The following is a 21,759-nucleotide window of genomic DNA, read 5'->3' as shown; positions in this document are numbered from 1 at the left end:
TTCTCCAATGGATATGTTTGCGAGCGCATTGCCTGCTTTGTCTGATGCCTGGCAGATGATCCTTCAGCCGGGGGTTCTCGGCTATCTGGTGCTTGGCGTGGTCATGGGCCTTGCCGTCGGGGTCTTCCCGGGACTTGGCGGGATCGCCGGGCTTTCGCTGCTGTTGCCGTTCATGTTCGGCATGGAGCCGCTCTACGGCCTTGCATTGATGATCGGCATGGTGGCGGTGGTGCCGACCTCCGACACATTCGCCTCGGTTCTGATGGGCATTCCCGGATCGTCGGCGAGCCAGGCCACCGTTCTCGATGGCTTTCCGCTCGCGCGCAAGGGCCAGGCGGCCCGCGCGCTTTCCGCCGCGTTCACATCGTCACTGTTCGGCGGGTTGGTCGGGGCGCTGTTTCTGACGATCTTCATCCTGTTCGCGCGTCCCGTTGTGCTCGCCTTCGGGCTGCCCGAAATGCTGATGATCACCATTCTCGGCCTGTCCATGGTCGCGGTGCTGGCGGGGCGCGTTGCGCTGAAGGGCCTGGCCGCGGCCGGCCTCGGCATGCTGATCGGCACCATCGGCGAGGCCGATGCCGGCGGCAGCCTGCGCATGGCGACCTACGATATCCCCTACCTCGTCGACGGGCTGGGGCTGGTGATCGTCGGTCTCGGCATATTCGCCGTGCCCGAGATCGTTTCCCTGTTGCGTCAGGACCGGTCAATCGCGAAGGATGCCAATCTCGGCGCGGGATGGGGCCAGGGCATTCGCGACTGGGTGGCCAACAAATGGCTTTCGGTCAGGTGTTCCATCATCGGCGTCATGGTCGGGGTGATCCCCGGTCTCGGCGGTTCCGTCGTGGACTGGATCGCCTATGGGCATGCGGTGCAGACCACCCCTGACAAGTCGAATTTCGGCAAAGGCGAGATCCGCGGCGTGATCGGGCCGGAAAGCTCGAACAACGCCAAGGAAGGCGGCGGGCTCGTGCCCACGCTGCTGTTCGGCATTCCCGGTTCCGGATCGATGGCGATCTTCATCGGCGCCATCGCGCTGCTGGGCAGCGGCGATATCGAGGTCGGGCCGTCGATGCTGCGTGACAATCTCGACATCACCTATTCCATCGTCTGGCTGCTTGCGCTTGCCAATGTCGTCGGCACGGTGCTGTGCATCGCCGCATCCGGCGGCATCGCCAGGCTGACCACCATCCGGTTTACCTATCTGGCGCCCTTCCTGTTCATGCTGATCAGCTTTGCGGCGTTCCAGTCGGGACAGAATTTCGAGGACCTGCTGGCGCTGTTCGGCATCGGCCTGATCGGCATCTTCCTGCGTCGTTTCGACTGGTCGCGCCCTGCCTTCCTGATCGGCTTCGTGCTCTCCAACCCGGTCGAGAAATTCTCCAACCAGGCTGTTCAGATCGCCTCCTTCCGCTTTCGCAACAGCTTCGAGGAGGGGATGTCGTATGTGTTCTCGCCGATCGTGATCGTGTTGATCATCGTCACGCTCGTTTCGGTCGTACTGGGCCTCCGTCAGGCCAAGAGCATCATGGCCGAGGGAGAGGTGCAGGCCGGCTCCAAACGCGCGCCTCTGGTTTTCCTTCTCGTGATTGCCGCTTACGTTGTGACGGCGCTCGTCAACGCGCAGATGATCCCCGACTACAACATGACCGACAAGATCGTACCGCTGGTGATCTGCGCAATCACGCTTGGATGCTGTCTGATCCTGCTGGCGCAGATGATGCTCCGGCCGGAAACGGATGCGATCTTCGCCGACAAGGAGCGTGCCGGGGAGGATGCCGATGCGCCCTACGGGCTGTGGTCGACGCTTGCCTGGTTCGCATCCCTGATTGCGGCGTCCTGGTTCGTCGGTTTCATCCTCGCCTTGACGGGCTTCCTGATCGCATTTCTGCGTGTTCGCGCCGGGGCTGGCTGGCCCAAGGTGCTGATCCTGACGGCTTGCGGAATAGCGCTGATGTGTGTCATGGCCGGAGCGCTTAATCGTGATTTCCCGCCGGGCCTGCTGCAGAGCGCCGTTGATCTGCCCTGGCCACTCAAATGATCGGAGACAGAAGATGACACAGACCGCCATTCCCTTCATTTTCATGCGCGGTGGTACGTCGCGCGGCCCCTATTTCCGCCGCGAAGACCTTCCGGAAGATCGCGATACCCTGGCTTCTGTGCTTGTCGCAGCCGTCGGATCGGGGCACTCGCTCAATATCGACGGCATCGGAGGGGGCGCCGCTGTGACCACCAAGGTCGCGATGCTCTCGCGCTCCGAGGATGAATGGGCCGATATCGACTACTTTTTTGCTCAGGTCTCGGTTGAGGACCGGCTGGTCGATTTCAAGCCCACCTGCGGCAACATCCTTTCCGGCGTGGGGCCGGCGGCGATCGAGATGGGCCTGATTACGCCCACGGGCGACGAGACCGAAGTCCGCATCCGGGCCGTCAATACCGGCGCGAAAGTGCTCGCGCGCGTCCAGACGCCGGGCGGAGAACTGACCTATGAGGGCGACGCCACGATTGCCGGCGTGCCGGGAACGGCCGCTCCGATTGCGCTGAACTTCATGGAGGTCGTCGGTTCGTCGACCGGCGCTTTCCTGCCCACGGGAAACCTGCGCGACGAAATAGACGGGATCGAGGTCACCTGCATGGACGTCGCCATGCCGATCGTCATTGCCCGTGCGTCCGACTTCGGGCTCAGCGGCCATGAAACGGCAGCGGAGATCGATGCAAATACGGATTTCTTCGCCCGCATGGAGAAAATCCGCGTCGAGGCCGGCAAGCGCATGGGCATGGGCGATGTCACGAAATCCGTCACCCCGAAATTCGGCCTGTTGGCGCCGGCCCGGGAAGGCGGCACGATCGCGACGCGTTACTTCATGCCGTGGAATACCCATCCGAGCATGGCGGTCACCGGCTCCCAATGCCTCGCCTCCTGCGCGCTGACCCCCGGCACGGTGGCCGATGGTCTGCTCGATCGGCCCGAACAAAGCCCGGCAAACGTGATCCTCGAGCACCCTTCCGGTCAGATCGAGGTGCTGGTCGAGTTCGACAATGCCGACGGTTTCAGCCTCAAATCCGCCGGGCTGTTGCGGACCGCGCGCAAACTGGCTGACGGCAAGATCTATGTTCCGGGTTCTGTCTGGAAAGGGTTCTGACTATGGCAATCCTGAATCTGCTCGTGGCGTTCAACGGATCCGAAGCGTCCGAGGCCGCGCTTCGCTATGCAGCCTCGCTGGCCAAACAGCGCGGCGCGCATCTGACGGCACTTCTGGTTCACTCGGCCCACGATACGTTCGATACGACCTCGCGCTGGATACCGCGCGAGGCGCGCAATCTGCTCGCCGATGCCAGAGAAGGAATCGTGTCGGAGATCGTGCAGCATTTCGAACGGTTGCGGCCGACCCTTGGCCTCGGCGACAATCTGGCGCTCAGGACGCAGAAGGGGAGAGTGGATATCGTTCTCTCTGATACGGCGCGCAGCTTCGACATGCTGATCGTCGGACGGCCGATGCGCGGCGATGACGAGCATGTGGTCCTGCATCCCGACCGGATCGCGCTGCTTGCCGGCCGGCCGGTGATCGTCGTGCCCGAAGGCTATGATGTCGAGGCCCGCCATTCCCATGCTGCCCTTGCCTGGGACGGCGGCCGGGCTGCCGCGCGGGCGATGTCGGACAGTCTGCGCCTGCTGGAACAGCAGGGAAAGGTGAGCGTGCTCACGATCGGCCCGCCCGCGGGTTCGCTTGACGATCTGATGATGCATCTGAAGCTTCACGATATCGAGACGGTTCATGAGGAGTGGCCGGCCGGCCATCCGCTGGTGGAGTCCATCGTTTCCTATTGCGGGAGGAATGATCCCTCGTTGCTGGTCATGGGCGCTTATGAGCATTCCAAGTTTCGGGATGACTTTCTTGGTGGACACACCGCCAAGATTCTGCGCGAGATCTCCATTCCGATTCTGCTGTCCCACTGATATCGTTGTGCGGGCATAGGGAGAGCCATGCGTATCCATATCCTCGATGACTGGTTCGAGACATTGCCCGACCTGCCTGGCTTCAGCCTGCTGGACGGTCACGGGGTGACGGTCTGGACGGATCACATCAGCGACGAGGCCACGCTTGCCGAACGGCTGAAGGACGCCGAGGCGCTCGTGCTGTTTCGCGAGCGCACGCATGTTACCCGCAGCCTGCTCGAACGTCTGCCGGCGCTGCGCCTGATCGCCCAGCGCGGCGCGTTCCCGCATGTCGACGTTGCCGCCTGCAGCGATCACAATGTGCTTTTGTGCTCCGGAAAAGGCGGCGACGAGCCCAATGTCGCCGCCGCCGAACTGACCTTCACGCTTATGCTTGCAGCCCTTCGCGACCTGCCCGGACAGATGGCCTCCGCCAAGGCGGGCCTGTGGCAGAACGGCGTCGGACGGACCGCAAAGGGTCTGACAATCGGTCTTTACGGTTACGGGCGGATAGCACGGCTCGTGGCGCACTACGCCCGCGCCTTTGGCATGTCCGTCGTCTGGTGGGCCTCCCCCGAAGGGTGCGAGAAGGCGCGCGGCGATGGCGAGGTCGTTGCCGACAGCCGTGAGGCCTTCTTTGCCGAAAGCGATGTCGTTTCGCTGCATCTTCGCCTGACGCCCGAAACCAAAGGAGCGATCACCGCCGACGATCTGGGATTGATGAAACCGGACTCGGTTCTGATCAATACCGCGCGGGCCGGACTGATTGCACCCGGGGCGCTGAAGGCGGCGCTCGATGCCGGCAGGCCGGGCCGGGCTGCGGTGGATGTGTTTGATCAGGAGCCTCTGACCGATCCGAACGATCCGCTGCTGTCGCATCCTCGACTGATCGCGACGCCGCATATCGGCTTCGTCACCGAACAGGAGTTCGAGAGCCAGTTCGGCGAGATCTACGAACAGATCATCGCCTATGTGGCCGGCGCGCCGATCAATATGGTCAATCCTCAGGTCTGGTCCCGCCGCCTCTACGGCCTATGAGAGACGCCGCCAGCGGGGCGCCGACGATCACCAGCACGATGCGGGTCAGATGATGGGTGACCACAAAGCCGAGATCGGCGCCGGTGACGATCGCCAGCACCGTCATTTCGGCCTGGCCGCCGGGCGCGAAGGCCAGAAACGCCTCGGTCGGGTGGCCGAGCGCGAGGGACGCGACGACCAGCGCAACCAGCGCCGCCAGCGCGGCGAGCAGGAAGACATAGGCCACGGCGGCGATCACGATCCGGCTCAGTTCCGACCAGGTTATGCCGGTAAAGTGTACGCCTATGCCGCAGCCGATGAAGAATTGCGCCACCAGGATGGCCTCTGCCGGTGGGCGAATGTGGATCAGGCCCGAGAGTGAAAGCGCGGCGGTCACAATCATCGGGCCAAGGATCGAGGCGCCGAACAGGCCGAGCTTTTCCCCGCCTTTCCAGCCGACAAGCGCTGCGACAACCATCAAGCCGAGTTCATGGATTGGAACGTCCTTGATCGGCGCTCCGATGGGGTTGGAGAGCGCTGCGCCGTAAAAATGCGTCAGGATAAACGGCGCCAGCGTCACCACAAGCAAAACCCGCGTGGCGTGGATCAGGGAGAGGGCGCGGGGATTGCCGCCGGCCTCCGTACCGAAGATCACCATGTCCTGAAGCCCGCCGGGCATGGCCGCGTAATACGCCGTCGGCGCGTCGAACCCCCATACTTTCCGGAAAAACGGAACGCCCACAAGCCCGATGAGCCCAATGTAGACCGGGATGATGGCGATGGATGCCGCCATACGCGGCAGCTCAGTGAAAAGCTGCGGTGTGATCGACGCGCCGACCGCCACGCCGAGGATGGTGCGCGCCGCAACCGAGACCTGACCGAAGCCCTTCAGCGGCGCTCCCAGCAGCGCCGCGCACAGGCACATCAGCATGGGGCCGAATAGAAACGGCAGCGGAAGCCCGAGCGCCCGGAACCCGGCCACGCCAATCGAAGCGAGAACAAATGTGACGGCGCGGCGCGCCTGAGAGTTTTTGAGTTCGAAGCGCATGAAGAATGGATTGACTCAAATTGTGTCCCTATGTATCCAATCGGATACAAGAATCATTAAGGCGAGTCCAGTCATGAACGATGATTTAGCTGCTCCCGGGTCATCGCAGGGAAATACTGTCTACCGGCAGCTTCTGGATGAAGTCCGTGAAGGCCGTCTCAATCCTGGCGACAGGCTGCGGGAAACGGATCTTGCGGAACGGCTTGGCGTGAGCCGCACGCCGGTTCGCGAGGCGATCCGCCTGCTGGAAACCGATGGCATCGTCACGCATGTGCCGCGCCTGGGTGCCACGATACGCACGCTCGACTATGCCGAGGTGATGGAGCTTTACGAGATGCGGGCGGTGCTGGAGGGCACGGCCGCGCGTCTTGCCGCGCGCGCCGCTTCGGAAATCGAAATCGACGAACTGTTCGACATGAACCGCGAGCTGGAACGGCTTGGCAACGATCCGGAGGCCTTTGTCCTGAACCGGCAGTTTCATGCCGCGCTTCTGGACGCCGCGAAGAACCGTTTTCTCAGCTGGTCGATCAGCAGCCTGCAGAAATCGCTGATGATCCTCGGTCCCACCACCTTGACCGAACCCGATCGCGCGGAAAAGGCCGTCGAAGAGCATTACGGCATTCTGGAAGCGTTGCGCGCGCGCGACGGCAAACTCGCCGAGGCGGCGATGCGGGCGCATATCGAAATGGCCCAGCGGGTGCGGGTCCGGTCCTTGCGCGCCCGCACGACTTATGACGGAGACCTATTGTGAGCAAGACAGTCGACATCGTCGTGATCGGCGGTGGCAACGCGGCGCTGTGCGCCGCTATGACGGCGGCGGAAGCCGGCGCCAGCGTGCTGATCCTGGAGACAGCGCCGAAATCCTATCGGGGCGGCAATTCCCGGCACACCCGCAATTTTCGTTGCATGCATCATGGGCCGCTCGGCCCGCTGGTCGAAAGCTACACCGAAGACGAGTATTTCGCCGACCTTCTCAAGGTGACGGGCGGCAAGACCGATGAAGGGCTTGCGCGGCTCGCGATCCGCACCTCCGAGGAATGTCTGCCCTGGATGGAAGAGCGCGGCGTCCGCTTCCAGCCCTCGCTTTCGGGAACGCTTTCGTTGGCACGTACAAATGCGTTCTTTCTCGGCGGCGGCAAGAGCCTGGTGAATGCCTATTACCGAACCGCCGCGAAACTGGGCGTCGAGGTTGAGTACGAAGCTGCCGTCAGCCATCTCGAACTGGACAATGGCAAGGTCGTCTGGCTGGAATACAAAAAGGGCGACCAGACACATCGGATCGCGCCCAAAGCGGTCGTCGTCGCCTCCGGCGGGTTTCAGGCCGATACGGACTGGCTGGCGCGGGCCTGGGGGCCGGCGGCGAAGAACTTTCTGATCCGCGGCACGCCCTATAACCGCGGCGTCGTTCTGGCGGATCTTCTTGGGCAGGGCATCGAACAGGTTGGCGATCCGACCCAGTGTCACGCGGTGGCCATTGACGGACGCGCGCCAAAATTCGACGGCGGCATCGTCACCCGGCTCGATTGCGTTCCGTTTTCGATCGTGGTCAACAAGAATGCCGAACGCTTCTACGACGAGGGCGAGGATGTCTGGCCGAAGCGCTACGCCATCTGGGGGCGGCTCGTCGCCGCCCAGCCGGATCAGGTCGGCTATGTGATCATCGACGCCAAATCGCTGGAACTGTTCATGCCGTCGGTGTTCCCGCCGATCAAGGCGCAGACGATCGAGGAACTGGCCGGCAAGATGGGGCTTCCCCCGGACCGGCTGCGCGAAACCGTCGACGGGTTCAACGCCGCCTGCGGGGATACGTCGAATTTCCATCCGACCGAGCTTGACGGGGTTGCGACCAGTGGCCTGACGCCGGCAAAGACGAACTGGGCCCGCCCGATAACCGAGCCGCCATTTTACGGCTACAGCCTGCGCACCGGCGTGACCTTCACCTATCTGGGCCTGAAGGTCGACGATCATGCGCAGTGTTCGATGGGCGGCCGGCACGTCGAAAATCTCTGGGCAGCGGGTGAAACCATGGCCGGATCCATTCTCGGACAGGGTTATCTGGCCGGTTTCGGCATGACCATTGGCACCGTCTTCGGACGGATCGCAGGCAGGGAGGCTTCCGCCTATGCAAATGCAGTCTGATTTCATCGGCGAGGCGCGTCGCCAGGCCGAAATCTGTAACGCGTGCCGTTACTGTGAGGGATATTGCTCGGTATTTCCGGCCCTGCACAGCCTCAGGACATTCTCCGATGGCGATATCACCCAACTGGCGAACCTCTGTCACAATTGTCGTGGGTGTTACTATGCCTGCCAGTATACGGCGCCGCATGAGTTCGACCTCAACCTGCCCGGCGCGCTGGCTGAGGTGCGCCAGGAAAGCTGGAAGCAGCATGCCTGGCCTGCAGGCTTTGCGGGGCTGTTCGACCGATCCGGAGTCGCGATGGCCGCGCTGATGACGGTTGCCTTCGCCCTGCTTTTCGCGCTGGCGCAGGCGATGCGTCCGGCAAGCGGGGAGGGCTTTTATGCCTATATGTCGCATGGCCTTATGGTCGCGATCTTCCTGCCGGCCTTCGTGCTTCCGCTTGTGGCCCTGGCCGTCTCGCTTCGCAATTACTGGCGCACAGTGGGCGGCGGGCGCATATCGCCGGTAGACCTTTGGGCGGCCATTGTCTCTGCCGGCAAGATGCGCAATCTCGCGGGCGGACACGGCGATGGCTGCAATTTCGAGGACACCGACCGGTTTTCCAACGCTCGCCGTCATGCCCATCAGGCCGTGCTTTACGGCTTTCTTCTATGCTTCGCGGCAACCTCGTCGGCAACGCTGCTGCATTACCTGTTCGCGATGGAGGCGCCTTACAGCTTCTTCAGCCTGCCCAAACTGCTCGGCGTAAGCGGCGGAATTCTGCTTTGCCTGGGAACCGGCTACATGGCCGCGCTCAAGCTGAAAGCCAATCGCAGTCTCGGCGCGGCCTCCGCATGGGGTGGGGAAATGGCGTTCGTGGCGCTGCTTTTCGCGGTTTCGGCGACCGGTCTTGTGCTCTATGCCGCTTCGGACACAGGGGCCGTCGGCGTGCTGTTGCCGCTTCATCTTGGAACGGTGCTGACCTTCTTCCTGCTCACGCCCTATTCCAAGATGGCCCACGGCTTCTACCGCATGGCCGCCCTGACGCTTGAGGCCCACAGGCGCGACTCAACGATCGTCTGAACCCCATCTGACCAGACGATTTTTGACGAGTGTCTCTCAAGAATGCATTGCGGGGCATTCGTAATTGCCCCGCAAGCAGCTATTGCCGCCTCACAAGCCGCCTGTGCGCATCAGCAGGCGGTTTATGCCATTCGTGAAGTGAATGTCTCAGATACGAAATATTCATTTCAGTCAAGCGAGACGGACTGCTACCGTTTTATGACAGCACGAGATCCAAAATGTCGGCCCCCTGTTCACGGGAACAGGGCGTACCGGGGGCAGTGCGTTAATCCTTGAAAAATGGGGGAACCATGAAAATCAAATCCTTACTCATCGCATCGGTCCTGACGGTGGCTCTTGGAGCTGGCGCGCTCGCGGAAGACCTGAACATCGGCGTCGGAGCCAGCATCACCTCGATCGACCCGCATTTTTATAATGCCTCGCCCAACAACAATATTGCGATGCAGATTTTTGACCGCCTGACCGAGCGCACGGCCGCCGGCAAGCTGGTTCCGGGCCTGGCGGAGAGCTGGGAAGCGACAGGCGACAGCGAATGGACCTTTCACCTTCGTGAGGGCGTGAAATGGCATGACGGCGAGCCCTTCACCTCCGACGATGTGATTTTCACGCTCTCCCGCGCAGGTGATGTTCCGAACAGCCCCGGCGGCTTCGGCGGCTTCATGCGGGCGGTCGAAAACGCTTCGGCGCCCGACGCGCAGACGGTGGTGATCACGACAGACGGGCCGGCGCCGAACCTTCCCGGCAACCTCGCGAATATCGCAATCGTGTCGCGTCACGCCGGCGAGGACGCCACGACCGCTGACTATAATGATGGCGTTGCCGCGATCGGCACGGGCGCCTTCAAGTTCAAGAGCTTCAGCAAGGGCGATTCCGTCGTACTGGAACGCAATCCGGACTGGTGGGGCCACGCCGTTGACTGGGACACCGCCACCTATCGCATGCTGACCAGCAATGGCGGTCGCACGGCGGCGCTTCTGTCCGGCGATGTGGATATCATCGACACCCCGCCGGCCGTCGATATTCCGCGGCTGGAGGAAACGGACGGGCTGCATGTGCGCTCGACCGCCGGATTGCGCGCCATTTACCTCATGCCCAACTACCGTTCGCTTGATGAGATTACCGGCGTATCGGGCAAGTCCGGCGCAGCGCTTGCGGAAAATCCGCTGACTAACGTCTCGGTGCGCAAGGCGCTTTCGACGGCAATCCAGCGCGAAGCCATCGTTGAGCGGATCATGGAAGGCACCGCGACCGCCTCGGCGCAGTGGCTGCCGGAGACGGCCTTCTCCTATGCGCCGTCGCAGACCGTGAAGGTACCCGACCTGGAGGCCGCGAAGGCGCTGCTGGCCGAAGGCGGCTATCCCGATGGCTTTGCGGTGACGCTTTACGTGCCGACCGACCGCTATCCCAACGCGCCCGCCGTGGCGCAGGCCGTGGCCCAGATGTGGACGCGCATCGGCGTCGAGACCTCGGTCGAGGCTTTGCCGTGGGCGACGTTCTCGGGCAAGCGTTCCGAATTCGGCATTCACCTGATCGGATTGGGCAACTCCACGTTCGACTCCAGCTCGATGCTCGTCAACGCACTGGGGACCATCAATCCCGAAGCCGGCATGGGCGCATCGAACCGCTCCAACTACAGCAATCCCGACCTGGACAAGATCACGCTTGAGGCTTTGCAGATATCCGACGACGATGCGCGCGAAGCTAAGTTGATCGAGGCGGTGGAGTTTGCGATGGAGGACCAGGCCATCATCCCGCTCTATCAGCAGTCGAACGCCTGGGCGATGCGCAACGGCATTGATTACGAGCCGCGCATCGATGAGCGCACGGTCGCCAAGGATGTCGTCAAGAAGTAATGGACGGTCTCTGAGCAGGCACGGGCTGCCGGCGGACTGATTTCGCCGGCAGCCGTTCCCGCCCATGAGACATAGAGGACGAGCAGATGTTTCTCTGGATCATCCAGCGGATTGTGCAGGCCGTTGGCGTGGCGTTTGCCATGATGCTGATCGTATTCTTCGGGCTACATGCCATAGGGGATCCCATCGAGACCCTTATTCCGCCTGAAGCCACGTTCGCGGATCGGGCGAAGATCATTGCCGATCTGGGCCTTGATCGACCGGTCTACGAGCAGTTCTTCTTTTTCGTGAAAGGCGTTTTCGAGGGCAATCTGGGCAACAGTTATGTGTTCAACGAGCCGGCCGTCGAACTGATCATCTCGCGCTTTCCGGCAACGCTCGAACTCGCCATCTGCGCCGTCGTGCTTTCGGTCATCATCGGTTTGCCGCTGGGGCTGCTGGCGGGCAACCGGCCGAACGGCCTGACCTCGAAGCTCATCATGAACGGCAGTATACTGGGTTTCTCGCTGCCGCTGTTTTGGGTCGCGATCCTGCTGATCCTGATCTTCAGCGTGACGCTCGGCTGGCTTCCAAGCTCGGGCAGGGGCGAAACGGTGTCGGTGTTCGGGGTCCAGTGGTCCTTTCTGACAATCGACGGCCTGCGCCACCTCGTCCTGCCAGCCGTCAGCCTTGCGCTGTTCAACATCGCCATGGTGCTGCGGATGACCGAAACCGGCGTCCGGGAGGCAAAGTCGAGCGAATACGTGAAATTTGCTCGCGCCAAGGGGCTGTCGCCGAGACGCATTCTTCTGGTTCACGTGCTCAAGAACGTGCTGATACCGGTCGTGACGGTGGTCGGCCTCGACCTCGGCACCACCATCGCCTTTTCTGTTGTGACGGAGACGGTGTTTGCGTGGCCGGGCGTCGGAAAGATCGTCATCGACAGTATCGCAGCCCTCGATCGGCCGGTGATCGTGGCCTATCTCATGCTGGTCGTCCTGCTGTTCGTCTTCATCAACATGGTTGTCGACATCCTCTATCGGATTCTCGACCCCCGAATCCGGCTGACGGAAAGCGAATGACACGGTTCCTTACTCAAGGCATTCATCTGCGTCGCGCAGGGCAGTTTCTGTACGATTTCGCACGCGACCGCACCGCCGCAGTGGGGCTGGTGATGCTGATCGCGGTTGTGCTGGCAGCGGTGTTTGCGCCGCTGATCGCACCGCAGGATCCCTACGATCTGATGACTCTCGATATCATGGATGGACGGTTGCCGCCTGGCAGCGCCTCGTTTTCGGGGCAGGTCTATCTGTTGGGCACCGATACACAGGGTCGCGATATGCTGTCGGCCATCCTTTACGGTCTGCGCATCTCGCTCGTGGTCGGGCTGGGTGCCGCGGGGCTGGCCTTCGTGATCGGCACCCTTGCGGGCCTGCTTGCCGCCTATATCGGGGGGCGCTTCGAAACCCTCATCATGCGGCTGGTCGATCTGCAGCTTTCATTCCCGACCATCCTTGCGGCCATGCTGATCCTCGCCTTTTTGGGCAAGGGCGTGACAAACGTCGTGCTCGCGATCGTGATCGTGGAGTGGGCGGTCTATGCCCGCACCGCGCGTGGCTCGGCCCTGTCGGTCATGCGCCGCGAATATGTCGAGGCGGCGCGCTCTCTGATGATCCCGCCGCGCAACATCATCCTGCATCATCTTCTGCCGAACTGCATGTCGCCGCTGATCGTGCTTCTCACCATGCAGGCGGCACGGGCGATAGCGCTCGAGGCGACGTTGAGCTTCCTGGGGCTCGGCGTGCCAATCACCGAGCCCTCGCTTGGTCTGCTGATCGCGAACGGGTTCGAGTTCATGCTGTCCGGGGCTTACTGGATCAGCATCTATCCGGGCATCGCGCTGCTGATCACCATCTATTCCATCAACCTTGTCGGAGATCGCCTGCGCCGCGTACTCGACCCCAAGGCTACGTTGCGCTGAGGAGGCATGATGCTGGATATTCGCAATCTCTGCGTGGATTTCGAGACGACCGACGGGCGCATAGGCGTGGTTCACGATGTCAGCTTTTCGGTGGCACGTGGCCAGGTGATGGGGCTGGTCGGAGAATCGGGCTCGGGCAAATCGGTGACCGGTTTCTCGATCATGGGACTGATTGACCCGCCGGGCGAGATTTCGGGCGGATCGATCCTGTTTGACGGGCAGGATCTGCGCGGCCTCCCCGAGCCTGCCATGCGCAAGCTGCGCGGCAATCGGATCGCGATGATCTTTCAGGACCCGATGATGACCCTGAACCCGGTGCTCAAGGTCGGCACGCAGATGATCGAAACCGTACGCGCGCATTTAAAATGCACGGTGGACGAGGCGCGCCAGCGATCACGCGATGCATTGGGACTTGTCGGCATTCCGAGCCCGGAGGAACGGTTGAACGCCTATCCGCACCAGTTCTCCGGCGGGATGCGGCAGCGCGTGGCGATTGCCATCGCGTTATTGCACGAGCCAGACCTTATCATCGCGGACGAGCCGACAACCGCGCTCGACGTCACCATCCAGGCCCAGATTCTGAACGTCGTGCAGGGTCTGATCGCCGACAAAGGCATGGGGCTGATCTGGATCACGCATGACCTGTCGGTGGTCGCGGGCCTCGCCGATACAATCGGCGTGATGTACGCCGGGCGCATCGTTGAACACGGGCCGGTTGAGCAGATCTTGCAGCAACCGCTTCATCCCTACACGCGCGGCCTGATCGGAAGCCTTCCCGGCGTTGCCGGACATGGCCGCCGTCTGCGCCAGATTCCCGGCACCACGCCTTCGGCGGCGCGCATGCCCAAGGGCTGTCCGTTCCGCCCGCGCTGCTATGCGGCAACCGATATCTGTGAGGAACTGCCGCCGGAGGAACGGCACAACGACACGCTTCTGCGATGCTTTCACCCTCAGCCAGGAGCTTTGCAATGACCACGCCCCGTCTGGAAATCAGCAATGTCAGCAAGGTGTTCGCGAGCCGTCCCGGCTTGATCGAGCGCGCCTTCATCAAGGCGGGCCTGGCCAGGCCGAGAGCATCCGTGCATGCGCTCGACGATGTCAGCCTGAGCGTCGGCAAGGGCGCGATCGTCGGTCTCGTCGGGGAGTCCGGTTGCGGAAAGTCGACGCTGGGCCGGGTGGCCTGCGGTCTGCTGCCACAATCCAGCGGCGCGATACTGCACAATGGCGCTGAACTGTCGACGGCAGCGCCGGCCGAGCGACGTGAGATGCAGCTCGGCACGCAGATGATCTTTCAGGACCCCTCCTCCAGCCTCAATCCGCGCATGCGGGTGCGCGATATCGTCGGAGAGGCGCCGCGCGTCCACGGCATGGCGAAAGGCCGCGAAGTTTCCGATCTTGTGGACCATTACCTGGAGCTCTCGGGTATCGATCCCTCGGTCAAAAACCGTTTCCCCCATCAGTTCTCGGGCGGTCAACGACAGAGGATCGGCATCGCCCGGGCACTGGCGGTCAACCCAGATCTGCTGGTCTGCGACGAAAGCGTCGCCGCGCTCGATGTCTCGATCCAGGCGCAGATCCTGAACCTGTTTCTGGACCTTCGGGAGAGACTTGGCCTGACTTATCTGTTCATCAGCCACGATCTTTCGGTGGTGAAACACATCTCGGACAGGGTCGCGGTGATGTATCTCGGCCGTCTGGTCGAGGAGGCTGCGACCTCCGAGATATTTGATGATCCCCGGCATCCCTATACGCAGGCCCTACTTTCCGAAATCCCCGAACTGGTTCCCAAACGGCGGACCTATGGCGCAATCAAGGGTGAGATCCCTTCGCCGCTCAATCCGCCGACTGGCTGCCACTTTCACCCCCGCTGTCCATTTGCGATGAAACGATGCCGCGAGGAGGTCCCGCAGCTGCGCGAGGTCACGCCGGGACATCGCAGCGCCTGTCACCTGAACACCTGATCCTATTCTCCCTGCGCTCGCTGCCGCGATGGCGCGCGATCGCATTCTCTATGCATGACTGAAGGTAAGACATGATCACAAAGTCCCCGTCCCAGACTTTCCCCGGCGCACATTGGGCCGCGTGCAAAGATAAATCGGCCTATGGTCTGACAGACGCCGTGGAACAGGCGGCGCGCGCCGCGCTTGATGCGCTGGAGACGTCGTCCTTCATCGCGGTTGCGGGCGGAGAAGTGCTTTTTGACTATGGCGATACCAGCGAAGTCAGCTATCTCGCCTCGACCCGCAAGAGCATTCTTTCCATGCTTTACGGCAAGTATGTAGAGGCCGGGGTCATCGATCTCGGCGCGACGGTTGCGGATCTGGGTATCGACGAAGCGGCAGGGCTTCTGGAGATTGAAAAAACGGCGACGCTGCGCGATCTGCTGATCAGCAGCTCAGGGGTCTATTTTCCGGCCGGTAGCCCCGGCGGTGACACGAATGGCGTACCTGAGCGCGGCAGCAAGGCGCCTGGCAGCTATTTTCATTACAACAACTGGGATTTCAACGTCCTTGGCGCCGCCTTCGAACAGTTCACGGGCAAATCCGTTTTTGCCGCATTCGAGGAAGATTTTGCCGGCCCGCTTGCATTGGAGGATTTCGATCCGAAACGCCAGCGCATGCTGGGTTACCGGGATCAGTCGCGTTACCTGGCCTATCATTTCTTCCTGTCGGGGCGTGACATGGCCCGGCTCGGGTTGCTGATGAGTCGCGGCGGGCGCTGGGGCGACAGACAGCTGATCCCTGCCGACTGGGTTCGCGAAAGCACCAGCATGCATGTGGTCGCCCGGGATATGGCACGGCCCAAGCCCCGGGTTGCCGGCTACAGCTATCTGTGGTGGATACCCCAGGTGCCCGAGGGGAAGTCCTGGTGGCAGGGGGCGTTTGTTGCCGCAGGGCATTTCGGTCAATTCATTCTGGTGCTTCCCGCGCTTGACATGGTTTTCGTGAACCGTCGCGCGGTAACCGACGAACAGGCTATCGGCCGCAATCAGGGCAGCTTTACGGAAGAATTGCCGACGGTCACCATGCCGAAGTTCCTGGACGTGTGCGACATCTTCGCGGATGCCTGTGCCGGTTAAACCGGGCTCAGACATGCGGAACCGCTCTATTCAGAGGGCGGCTCTCCGTCCGGGTCGCTACGGAAGCATTCCTCGATCTGGGTGCGCAACCATAGCTGGGCGCTGTCTTCCTGTTTGCTGCGCAGCCAGATCATGCTGGTCGATTGCGGCTCAACCAGAAAGGGCGGGCGATGCAGGGCGAGGGCGTGCGCGCTCTCGAAAAGCCGTGCGACGCTTGCGGGCATGATCGCCACGAGGTCGCTTTGCGCGACAATCGACACGGCCGAGGAAAAATGCGGAACCGTAGCGACCACCTGCCGTTCCACGCCGAGCGCGTCGAGCTTTTCGTCGAACCAGCCGCGCCGGCTCGGGTCGGAACTGACCTTGACATGCCCCATGCTCAAGAGGCGCTCCATCGTCAGAGGCGTGCCATTGGCGGGGTTGTCCGCCGCCATGATGCACACCCTCTCTTCGTTGAAGAGCGGTTGGCAGATGAAGCGGGGCGCGAATTTATCGGCAGTCATCACCGCCAGGTCGATGATCCCGTCATCGAGATAGTCCTGAACGAATGTGCGGTTCTGCGAGCGCGGATTGGTCGCCGTGCGCGGCGTGTGCAGCACCTCGATGCTGGAATTCGGCGCGAGCTCCCGCATGCGCCGGATCAGCGGCGGCAGCAGCACCACCGAAAAATAGTCGTTCATGCCGATGCGGAACACCTGCGCGTTTTCGGCCGGATCGAAAATTCCGCCGGAAATAAACACATGCTCGCATTCGGCCACGATCTTGCGGACGCTTGGCATGATGCGCTGGCAGGTGCCGGTCATCTGCAGCCCGGTGGAGGTGCGATGAAACAGCTCGTCTCCGAAAATGCCGCGCAGCCGCTTCAACGCGTGGCTCATTGCCGGTTGCGAAAGGCCTAACATTTCGCCGGCAGCGGTCAACTGTCCCTTGGTGGCGATCGCGTTCAGCACCTTGATCAGGTTGAGGTCGACGGTGTTCAAAGAGTTCAGCATCCGCGCGCGGCTCCGCCTGTGGCAACTCCGGGAAAGCGGGACCAGTTTCTGTTCGGATTGCTTCAAGAAAGTGAGGTCCCGATTTCCCGCCTCAAAAGAGCGCAATTTGTCCCGGCGGGCAAGGGCGGGACCGGCAAGGCGGCTGTCCCGGAGCATTTCGCAGTCGGTCAGGCAAGGCTGGGGCCGCGACGATGCGCGAAAACAAATGGATAGAGGAGCCCGGCGTTGCAATGACACGCCGAGCCTTTCAATCGTTATCCTCGGCCAGCAGATTGAGCCGCGTGCTGTAGCCCGAGCGGACATGCTGGCGCGCGGCGTTTTCGGCACGCTCCCCATCTCGGCTGGCCACCGCATCGACAATGGCCTCGTGTTCTTCCTGCGCCTGCACCAGCCGGTCCCGCATCGAATAGGTCGAGCCGGGAAGCAGGCTCAGATGGATGCGCAGGTTCGCCAGAGCATCGATCATATAGACGTTGTGCGAGGACCGCACGATATGCTGGTGGAGATGCTTGTTGCGCGTCTTGAGGATATCGGGATCGTCGATTTTGCGGTCCTGAACCACCATCTGCTGCATGAGCTCGATCTCCGCCGGGGAGGCATATTCCGCGGCAAGTCGCGCCGCCATGCCCTCCAGTCCTTCCCGGACGGCGAAGAGCTGGCGCAAATGGTCGTATCCCAGGTGCGAGACCACCAATCCGCGCTGCGGCCCGTGCTCGGCGAGACCCATCGCATGCAGCCGGTGCAGCGCTTCGCGCACCGGCGTACGGCTGACACCGAGCTTTTCCGCCAGATCGGTCTCAAGCAGACGCGTGCCGGGCAGAAGCTCGCCGTCTTCGATTGCTGCAAGCAATTTTTCAAGCGGTGTGCCGCGTTGACCGTTCTTTTCCATCAGGGCTTTCATTTTGACCAATGCTCTTTCCGGCTTTGGAAGGGGATAGATCGGCCCCTCCTGCGCCACACACTGTATACTTACCAAAACAACAGGAGCCAAGTGGATGAGGTGCGGAACCGCGCGCGGCGAGAATGCTCAGGCGGCCTTCAACCGGTCGAACCCGGCGCGCAGGTCGCGGATGAGATCCGCAGGATCTTCAAGTCCCACATGGATGCGCACGGTCTGACCCGCCGGCGACCATTCCGTTGCAGAGCGGTAGACGCCCGGATTGGCCGGAACCAGAAGGCTTTCGAAACCGCCCCAGCTCGAGCCCATGCCGAACAGTTCGAGATGATCGAACATCCGCGCAAGCTTCGAGCGGTCGGTTTCGGTGATCACGAAGCCGAACAGGCCGGATGCGCCAGAGAACTGCCGTTTCCACTGGGCGTGGTGCGGGTCCTGCGGGAGGGCCGGATGCATCACCCGGATGACCTCGGGTTGCTGTACCAGCCACTCCGCGATCTCAAGGCCGCTGGCATGATGCTGACGCATCCGCAACGGCATCGTGCGAAGCCCGCGCATGGCAAGGAAGGCGTCATCGGCGCCGACGCAAAGCCCGAGCCGCAGATAGGTTTCGCGCAGTTCCGGATACGCCTCCTCGTTACAGGCAATGGTGCCGAGCATGAGATCGGAATGCCCCGATATATATTTCGTACCGGCCTGCATCGAAATATCGACGCCCTGTCTTATCGGCTGCAGGAAGAAGCCGCCGCTCCAGGTGTTGTCGATTGCAGTCTTGATGCCGTGGCGTTTGGCAACGGCAACGATTGCGCCGATATCCTGCACCTCGAAGGTCTGGGAGCCGGGGCTTTCCATCCAGATCAGCTTTGTCTCGGGCTGGATCAGCGCCTCGATCCCCTCGCCGATGATCGGATCGTAATAGGTCGTGTCAACGCCCAGCTTCCGCAGCACGAATTCGCAGAATTTGCGGGTCGGGCCATAAGAACTGTCACTGACGAGGAAATGCGCGCCCGGTTCCGCAAAGCTCATCAGAATGTTGGAAATCGCGCTGACCCCCGAAGGCGTCACCAGCGACTTGTCCGCGTGTTCCAGAGCGCAGATCGCGTCTTCGAGCGCATGGGTCGTGGGGGTGCCCCGACGACCGTATCGCAGGCGAGCACCCTCCTTGGCGTCGAGCGATGCGAGATCGGGAAACAGAATGGTGGAAGCGCGATACACCGGCGTGTTGACCGCGCCATGATGCTCTTGGGGTTTTCTGCCGCAGTGGGTGAGGCGGGTATCTGTTCCGAGGTGATCAATGTCCATTGTCTGCTTTCACGATAGGATATTTCTGGAAACCGTTGCACTTTTATGAAAACACTTGTATACATAGCTTCAAGAAACGTCAATATTGGATCGCAACCCGCGGAAAAAGCGGGAAGATCCGAGGCTTTCGACTTCCAACAGAAGAGGGAAAAATGACCAATATTTACAAATCCATGCTTTCTGGCCTCGCTGTCGGGACAGCGCTTCTTGCCCCCGCGGCACACGCTGATTCGGGGGATACGCTCGCGACGGTGAAGGAACGCGGCGAGCTGCTTTGCGGCGTGCATCCAGCGCGTCACGGCTTTGCGGCGCCGGACAGCCAGGGCAACTGGGCCGGGCTTGAAGTCGATTATTGCCATGCCATTGCGGCCGCGATTTTCGGTGACGCGAGCAAAGTCCGCTTCGTCGCGCTGTCCTCGCAGCAGCGCTTTCCGGCCATCCAGTCCGGCGAGGTTGACGTTCTTGTCCGTAACGTCACCGCGACGCTGGGTCGCGACACGGCGCTCGGCCTGAATTTCGCGCCGCCGATCTTCTACACCGGCACGGGCTTTCTCGTGCATGCGGGCTCGGGGGTCGAGACGGTTGAGGATCTGGACGGAGCAACGATCTGCGTGGCGCCGGGTTCCACGACGGAGCGGAACGTTGCGCAGATCTTCAAGTCGCGCGGCATGGATTACACGCCCGTCGTGATCGAGAACAACAAGCAGCTCGTCGATGCCTATGTTACCGGCCGCTGCGATGCGCTGACCAAGGACAAGGCCGCTCTGCCGGGCGTTCGCGCCTATGACACGACCGACCCGGAAGAGCACGTGCTCCTGCCCGGCATCTTCTCCAAGGAACCGCTTGCTCCCGCCGTCCGCCAGGGCGACGACCAGTGGTACGATCTGGTGAAATGGGTGGTCTATGCGACCTTCGATGCGGAAGAACTGGGCGTCACCTCGCAGAATGCCGAGGAAATGAAGGCGTCGGATGACGTCAACATCCAGTCGCTGCTGGGAACCACCGGCGATTACGGGGCAAAACTCGGCCTTGACGAGGACTGGGCCTACAACATCGTGACTCAGGTCGGAAACTATGGCGAGATATACGAGCAGCACTTCGGGCCGGACAGCGCGACGCCGCTTGATCGCGACCTGAACAGTCTCTGGGTCGACGGCGGCCTCTTGTACGGTTTCCCCATCAAGTAAGCCGACAACTCGGGACCGTCGCCGCGGCATGGCTGTCAGGCGGCGGTCACCCGATCATGCGGGAACCACTTTCCAGGCAGGAGCGACAAGTGTCTCACCTCGATGAGAGCGTACACGGCGGCAGGCCCCGCCCGACGCTCGGCAATATTCTCTACAGCAAGACGTTTCGCACGATTGCGGCCCAGGTGGTGATGGCGTTCCTCGTCATCATGGCGGGGCTGTACCTGTATCGCAACATCATTGAAAATCTCAATGCACAGAGTATCGCAACCGGCTTCGGGTTCCTGGAGCAGGATGCGCAGTTCGATATCGGCGAGACGGTCATCCCCTACAGCGCCACCGATACGTTTGGCCGCGCATTTCTGGTGGGCCTCTTTAACACGCTCACCGTTTCGGCGGCGGGCATTGTTCTGGCCACCATTCTGGGGTTCCTGGTCGGTTTCGCGCGGGTTTCGAGCAACTGGCTGCTGTCGAAGGTGGCCACCGGCTATGTCGAGATTGTTCGCAATATTCCGGTGATCCTTCAGGTGATCTTCTGGGCGGTGGTGCTGCGCAACCTGCCGAGCGCGCGCGACGCCATCGATTTCGGCGGATTTGTCTTTCTCACAAACCGTGGCCTCTCCTTTCCCGTACCAAGCACGGATCCGATCCATGCGTTCATGGGTCTGGCCCTGGCGGCAGGCATCATCCTTGCGATTGTCGGTAGCCATCTGGCGCGCCGGCATCGCGAGAAGACCGGCCAGTACATCGATATGCTTTGGCCGTCGGTCGCGCTTATCGTCGGCCTGCCGGCTTTGGTCTGGCTTGTCGGGGGAACGCCCACCGAACTCAGCGTTCCGGCCCTGAAAGGGTTCAATTTCAAAGGCGGCGCAACGATCTCGCCGGAGTTCACGGCGCTGCTCGTCGGGATCTCGCTCTATGCCTCGGGCTTCATCGCCGAAATCGTGAGGGCAGGCCTTCAGGCAACGCCGAAGGGGCAGGTTGAGGCGGCCCGTTCGATCGGGCTCAAGCCGCGCTTCGTGATGCGTTACGTGGTGCTGCCGCAGGCGCTGCGGGTGATCGTGCCGCCGCTCACAAGCCAGTATGTCAGCCTGATCAAGAACAGCTCGATCGCCGTCATCGTCGGCTATCCCGACCTCGTCAATATCGGCAACACGGTGATGAACCAGACCGGCCAGGCCGTGGAGGCCATCGCCGTGATGATGCTGGTCTATCTGACCATCAGCATTGTCACCTCGACCCTTATGAATTTCTACAACCGCCTCGTGGCGATCAAGGAGCGGTAACGGC

Annotated in this window: 19 protein-coding genes; 15 read left to right on the top strand and 4 right to left on the bottom strand. The window is 61.9% G+C overall.

Features of this window, described 5'->3' with window-relative positions:
* Window positions 1–7 precede the first annotated feature (7 nt).
* From HQ843_RS00205 to HQ843_RS00190, 4 genes are read left to right on the top strand one after another with little or no spacing between them, the layout of a single operon-like run.
* Window positions 8–2,038, top strand: coding sequence for a tripartite tricarboxylate transporter permease (locus tag HQ843_RS00205; RefSeq protein ID WP_180900358.1), 2,031 nt, complete (start codon window positions 8–10; stop codon window positions 2,036–2,038).
* 13 nt (window positions 2,039–2,051) lie between these two features.
* A complete protein-coding gene (locus tag HQ843_RS00200) occupies window positions 2,052–3,140 on the top strand; it encodes a 4-oxalomesaconate tautomerase (protein ID WP_180900359.1) in 1,089 nt (362 codons plus the stop codon).
* 2 nt (window positions 3,141–3,142) lie between these two features.
* Window positions 3,143–3,955 carry a universal stress protein gene (locus HQ843_RS00195; RefSeq protein WP_180900360.1) on the top strand — a complete coding sequence of 271 codons (813 nt, stop codon included), beginning with the start codon at window positions 3,143–3,145 and terminating at the stop codon, window positions 3,953–3,955.
* Window positions 3,956–3,982: 27 nt separating this feature from the next.
* Window positions 3,983–4,972, top strand: coding sequence for a D-2-hydroxyacid dehydrogenase family protein (locus HQ843_RS00190; protein WP_180900361.1), 990 nt, complete (start codon window positions 3,983–3,985; stop codon window positions 4,970–4,972).
* On the opposite strand, the gene HQ843_RS00185 is transcribed toward HQ843_RS00190, so the two are convergent.
* On the bottom strand, window positions 4,932–5,999 hold the full coding sequence (locus HQ843_RS00185) for an AbrB family transcriptional regulator (protein WP_180900362.1): 1,068 nt from the start codon (window positions 5,997–5,999) through the stop codon (window positions 4,932–4,934). The two genes, HQ843_RS00190 and HQ843_RS00185, sit on opposite strands and share 41 nt — an antisense overlap.
* 73 nt (window positions 6,000–6,072) lie before the next feature.
* Between HQ843_RS00185 and HQ843_RS00180 the strand changes: the two genes are divergently transcribed.
* From HQ843_RS00180 to HQ843_RS00140, 9 genes are all read left to right on the top strand, one after another.
* The gene (locus tag HQ843_RS00180; RefSeq protein ID WP_180900363.1) at window positions 6,073–6,750 is read left to right on the top strand and encodes a GntR family transcriptional regulator; all 678 of its coding nucleotides are present in this window, start codon (window positions 6,073–6,075) and stop codon (window positions 6,748–6,750) included.
* Between the two features lie 56 nt (window positions 6,751–6,806).
* A complete protein-coding gene (tcuA, locus tag HQ843_RS00175) occupies window positions 6,807–8,138 on the top strand; it encodes an FAD-dependent tricarballylate dehydrogenase TcuA (RefSeq protein ID WP_246710461.1) in 1,332 nt (443 codons plus the stop codon).
* The gene (gene tcuB, locus HQ843_RS00170; RefSeq protein WP_210275277.1) at window positions 8,122–9,201 is read left to right on the top strand and encodes a tricarballylate utilization 4Fe-4S protein TcuB; all 1,080 of its coding nucleotides are present in this window, start codon (window positions 8,122–8,124) and stop codon (window positions 9,199–9,201) included. The genes tcuA and tcuB overlap by 17 nt, the downstream gene beginning before the upstream one ends.
* Window positions 9,202–9,491: 290 nt before the next feature.
* Entirely contained in the window at window positions 9,492–11,054 is a 1,563-nt protein-coding gene (locus tag HQ843_RS00165) for an ABC transporter substrate-binding protein (RefSeq protein WP_180900365.1), read from the top strand.
* 86 nt (window positions 11,055–11,140) lie between these two features.
* Window positions 11,141–12,115 (top strand): ABC transporter permease, encoded by a 975-nt coding sequence (locus tag HQ843_RS00160; protein ID WP_180900366.1) that lies wholly within the window; start codon window positions 11,141–11,143, stop codon window positions 12,113–12,115.
* On the top strand, window positions 12,112–13,014 hold the full coding sequence (locus HQ843_RS00155; protein ID WP_180900367.1) for an ABC transporter permease: 903 nt from the start codon (window positions 12,112–12,114) through the stop codon (window positions 13,012–13,014). Before HQ843_RS00160 ends, HQ843_RS00155 begins: the two co-directional genes overlap by 4 nt.
* A 6-nt stretch (window positions 13,015–13,020) precedes the next feature.
* Window positions 13,021–13,986 carry an ABC transporter ATP-binding protein gene (locus HQ843_RS00150; RefSeq protein WP_180900368.1) on the top strand — a complete coding sequence of 322 codons (966 nt, stop codon included), beginning with the start codon at window positions 13,021–13,023 and terminating at the stop codon, window positions 13,984–13,986.
* Window positions 13,983–14,975, top strand: a complete 993-nt coding sequence (locus tag HQ843_RS00145) for an ABC transporter ATP-binding protein (protein ID WP_180900369.1) — start codon at window positions 13,983–13,985, stop codon at window positions 14,973–14,975. Before HQ843_RS00150 ends, HQ843_RS00145 begins: the two co-directional genes overlap by 4 nt.
* A gap of 71 nt (window positions 14,976–15,046) precedes the next feature.
* Complete coding sequence (locus tag HQ843_RS00140; protein WP_180900370.1) at window positions 15,047–16,093, top strand: serine hydrolase domain-containing protein; 1,047 nt, start codon at window positions 15,047–15,049, stop codon at window positions 16,091–16,093.
* 26 nt (window positions 16,094–16,119) lie between these two features.
* Here the strand turns inward: HQ843_RS00140 and HQ843_RS00135 are convergent, their stop codons facing one another.
* From HQ843_RS00135 to metC, 3 genes are all read right to left on the bottom strand, one after another.
* On the bottom strand, window positions 16,120–17,085 hold the full coding sequence (locus tag HQ843_RS00135; RefSeq protein WP_180900371.1) for a LysR family transcriptional regulator: 966 nt from the start codon (window positions 17,083–17,085) through the stop codon (window positions 16,120–16,122).
* A 247-nt stretch (window positions 17,086–17,332) separates the two neighbouring features.
* Window positions 17,333–17,986 (bottom strand): GntR family transcriptional regulator, encoded by a 654-nt coding sequence (locus HQ843_RS00130; protein ID WP_246710460.1) that lies wholly within the window; start codon window positions 17,984–17,986, stop codon window positions 17,333–17,335.
* 126 nt (window positions 17,987–18,112) lie between these two features.
* Window positions 18,113–19,282, bottom strand: a complete 1,170-nt coding sequence (gene metC, locus HQ843_RS00125) for a cystathionine beta-lyase (RefSeq protein WP_180900372.1) — start codon at window positions 19,280–19,282, stop codon at window positions 18,113–18,115.
* A 161-nt stretch (window positions 19,283–19,443) separates the two neighbouring features.
* Between metC and HQ843_RS00120 the strand changes: the two genes are divergently transcribed.
* Both HQ843_RS00120 and HQ843_RS00115 read left to right on the top strand, forming a co-directional pair.
* Window positions 19,444–20,469, top strand: a complete 1,026-nt coding sequence (locus HQ843_RS00120; RefSeq protein WP_210275338.1) for an amino acid ABC transporter substrate-binding protein — start codon at window positions 19,444–19,446, stop codon at window positions 20,467–20,469.
* Between the two features lie 89 nt (window positions 20,470–20,558).
* On the top strand, window positions 20,559–21,755 hold the full coding sequence (locus HQ843_RS00115) for an amino acid ABC transporter permease (protein WP_246710233.1): 1,197 nt from the start codon (window positions 20,559–20,561) through the stop codon (window positions 21,753–21,755).
* Window positions 21,756–21,759 lie beyond the last annotated feature (4 nt).

This window comes from Martelella sp. NC20, from assembly GCF_013459645.1.
Lineage (GTDB): Bacteria > Pseudomonadota > Alphaproteobacteria > Rhizobiales > Rhizobiaceae > Martelella.
Note: the sequence above shows the minus strand (reverse complement) of the source record. Positions and strands in the feature narration are given on the sequence as shown.

Excerpts from the sequence above, each read along its gene's own strand:
- HQ843_RS00150 (WP_180900368.1), top strand. The coding sequence starts at position 13,021 with ATGATGCTGGATATTCGCAATCTCTGCGTGGATTTCGAGACGACCGAC.
- tcuA (WP_246710461.1), top strand. The coding sequence starts at position 6,807 with ATGACGGCGGCGGAAGCCGGCGCCAGCGTGCTGATCCTGGAGACAGCG.
- HQ843_RS00165 (WP_180900365.1), top strand. The coding sequence starts at position 9,492 with ATGAAAATCAAATCCTTACTCATCGCATCGGTCCTGACGGTGGCTCTT.
- HQ843_RS00160 (WP_180900366.1), top strand. The coding sequence starts at position 11,141 with ATGTTTCTCTGGATCATCCAGCGGATTGTGCAGGCCGTTGGCGTGGCG.
- HQ843_RS00130 (WP_246710460.1), bottom strand. The coding sequence starts at position 17,986 with ATGAAAGCCCTGATGGAAAAGAACGGTCAACGCGGCACACCGCTTGAA.
- HQ843_RS00195 (WP_180900360.1), top strand. The coding sequence starts at position 3,143 with ATGGCAATCCTGAATCTGCTCGTGGCGTTCAACGGATCCGAAGCGTCC.
- HQ843_RS00135 (WP_180900371.1), bottom strand. The coding sequence starts at position 17,085 with ATGCTGAACTCTTTGAACACCGTCGACCTCAACCTGATCAAGGTGCTG.
- HQ843_RS00140 (WP_180900370.1), top strand. The coding sequence starts at position 15,047 with ATGATCACAAAGTCCCCGTCCCAGACTTTCCCCGGCGCACATTGGGCC.
- metC (WP_180900372.1), bottom strand. The coding sequence starts at position 19,282 with ATGGACATTGATCACCTCGGAACAGATACCCGCCTCACCCACTGCGGC.
- HQ843_RS00185 (WP_180900362.1), bottom strand. The coding sequence starts at position 5,999 with ATGCGCTTCGAACTCAAAAACTCTCAGGCGCGCCGCGCCGTCACATTT.
- HQ843_RS00200 (WP_180900359.1), top strand. The coding sequence starts at position 2,052 with ATGACACAGACCGCCATTCCCTTCATTTTCATGCGCGGTGGTACGTCG.
- HQ843_RS00155 (WP_180900367.1), top strand. The coding sequence starts at position 12,112 with ATGACACGGTTCCTTACTCAAGGCATTCATCTGCGTCGCGCAGGGCAG.
- HQ843_RS00190 (WP_180900361.1), top strand. The coding sequence starts at position 3,983 with ATGCGTATCCATATCCTCGATGACTGGTTCGAGACATTGCCCGACCTG.
- tcuB (WP_210275277.1), top strand. The coding sequence starts at position 8,122 with ATGCAAATGCAGTCTGATTTCATCGGCGAGGCGCGTCGCCAGGCCGAA.
- HQ843_RS00205 (WP_180900358.1), top strand. The coding sequence starts at position 8 with ATGGATATGTTTGCGAGCGCATTGCCTGCTTTGTCTGATGCCTGGCAG.
- HQ843_RS00180 (WP_180900363.1), top strand. The coding sequence starts at position 6,073 with ATGAACGATGATTTAGCTGCTCCCGGGTCATCGCAGGGAAATACTGTC.
- HQ843_RS00145 (WP_180900369.1), top strand. The coding sequence starts at position 13,983 with ATGACCACGCCCCGTCTGGAAATCAGCAATGTCAGCAAGGTGTTCGCG.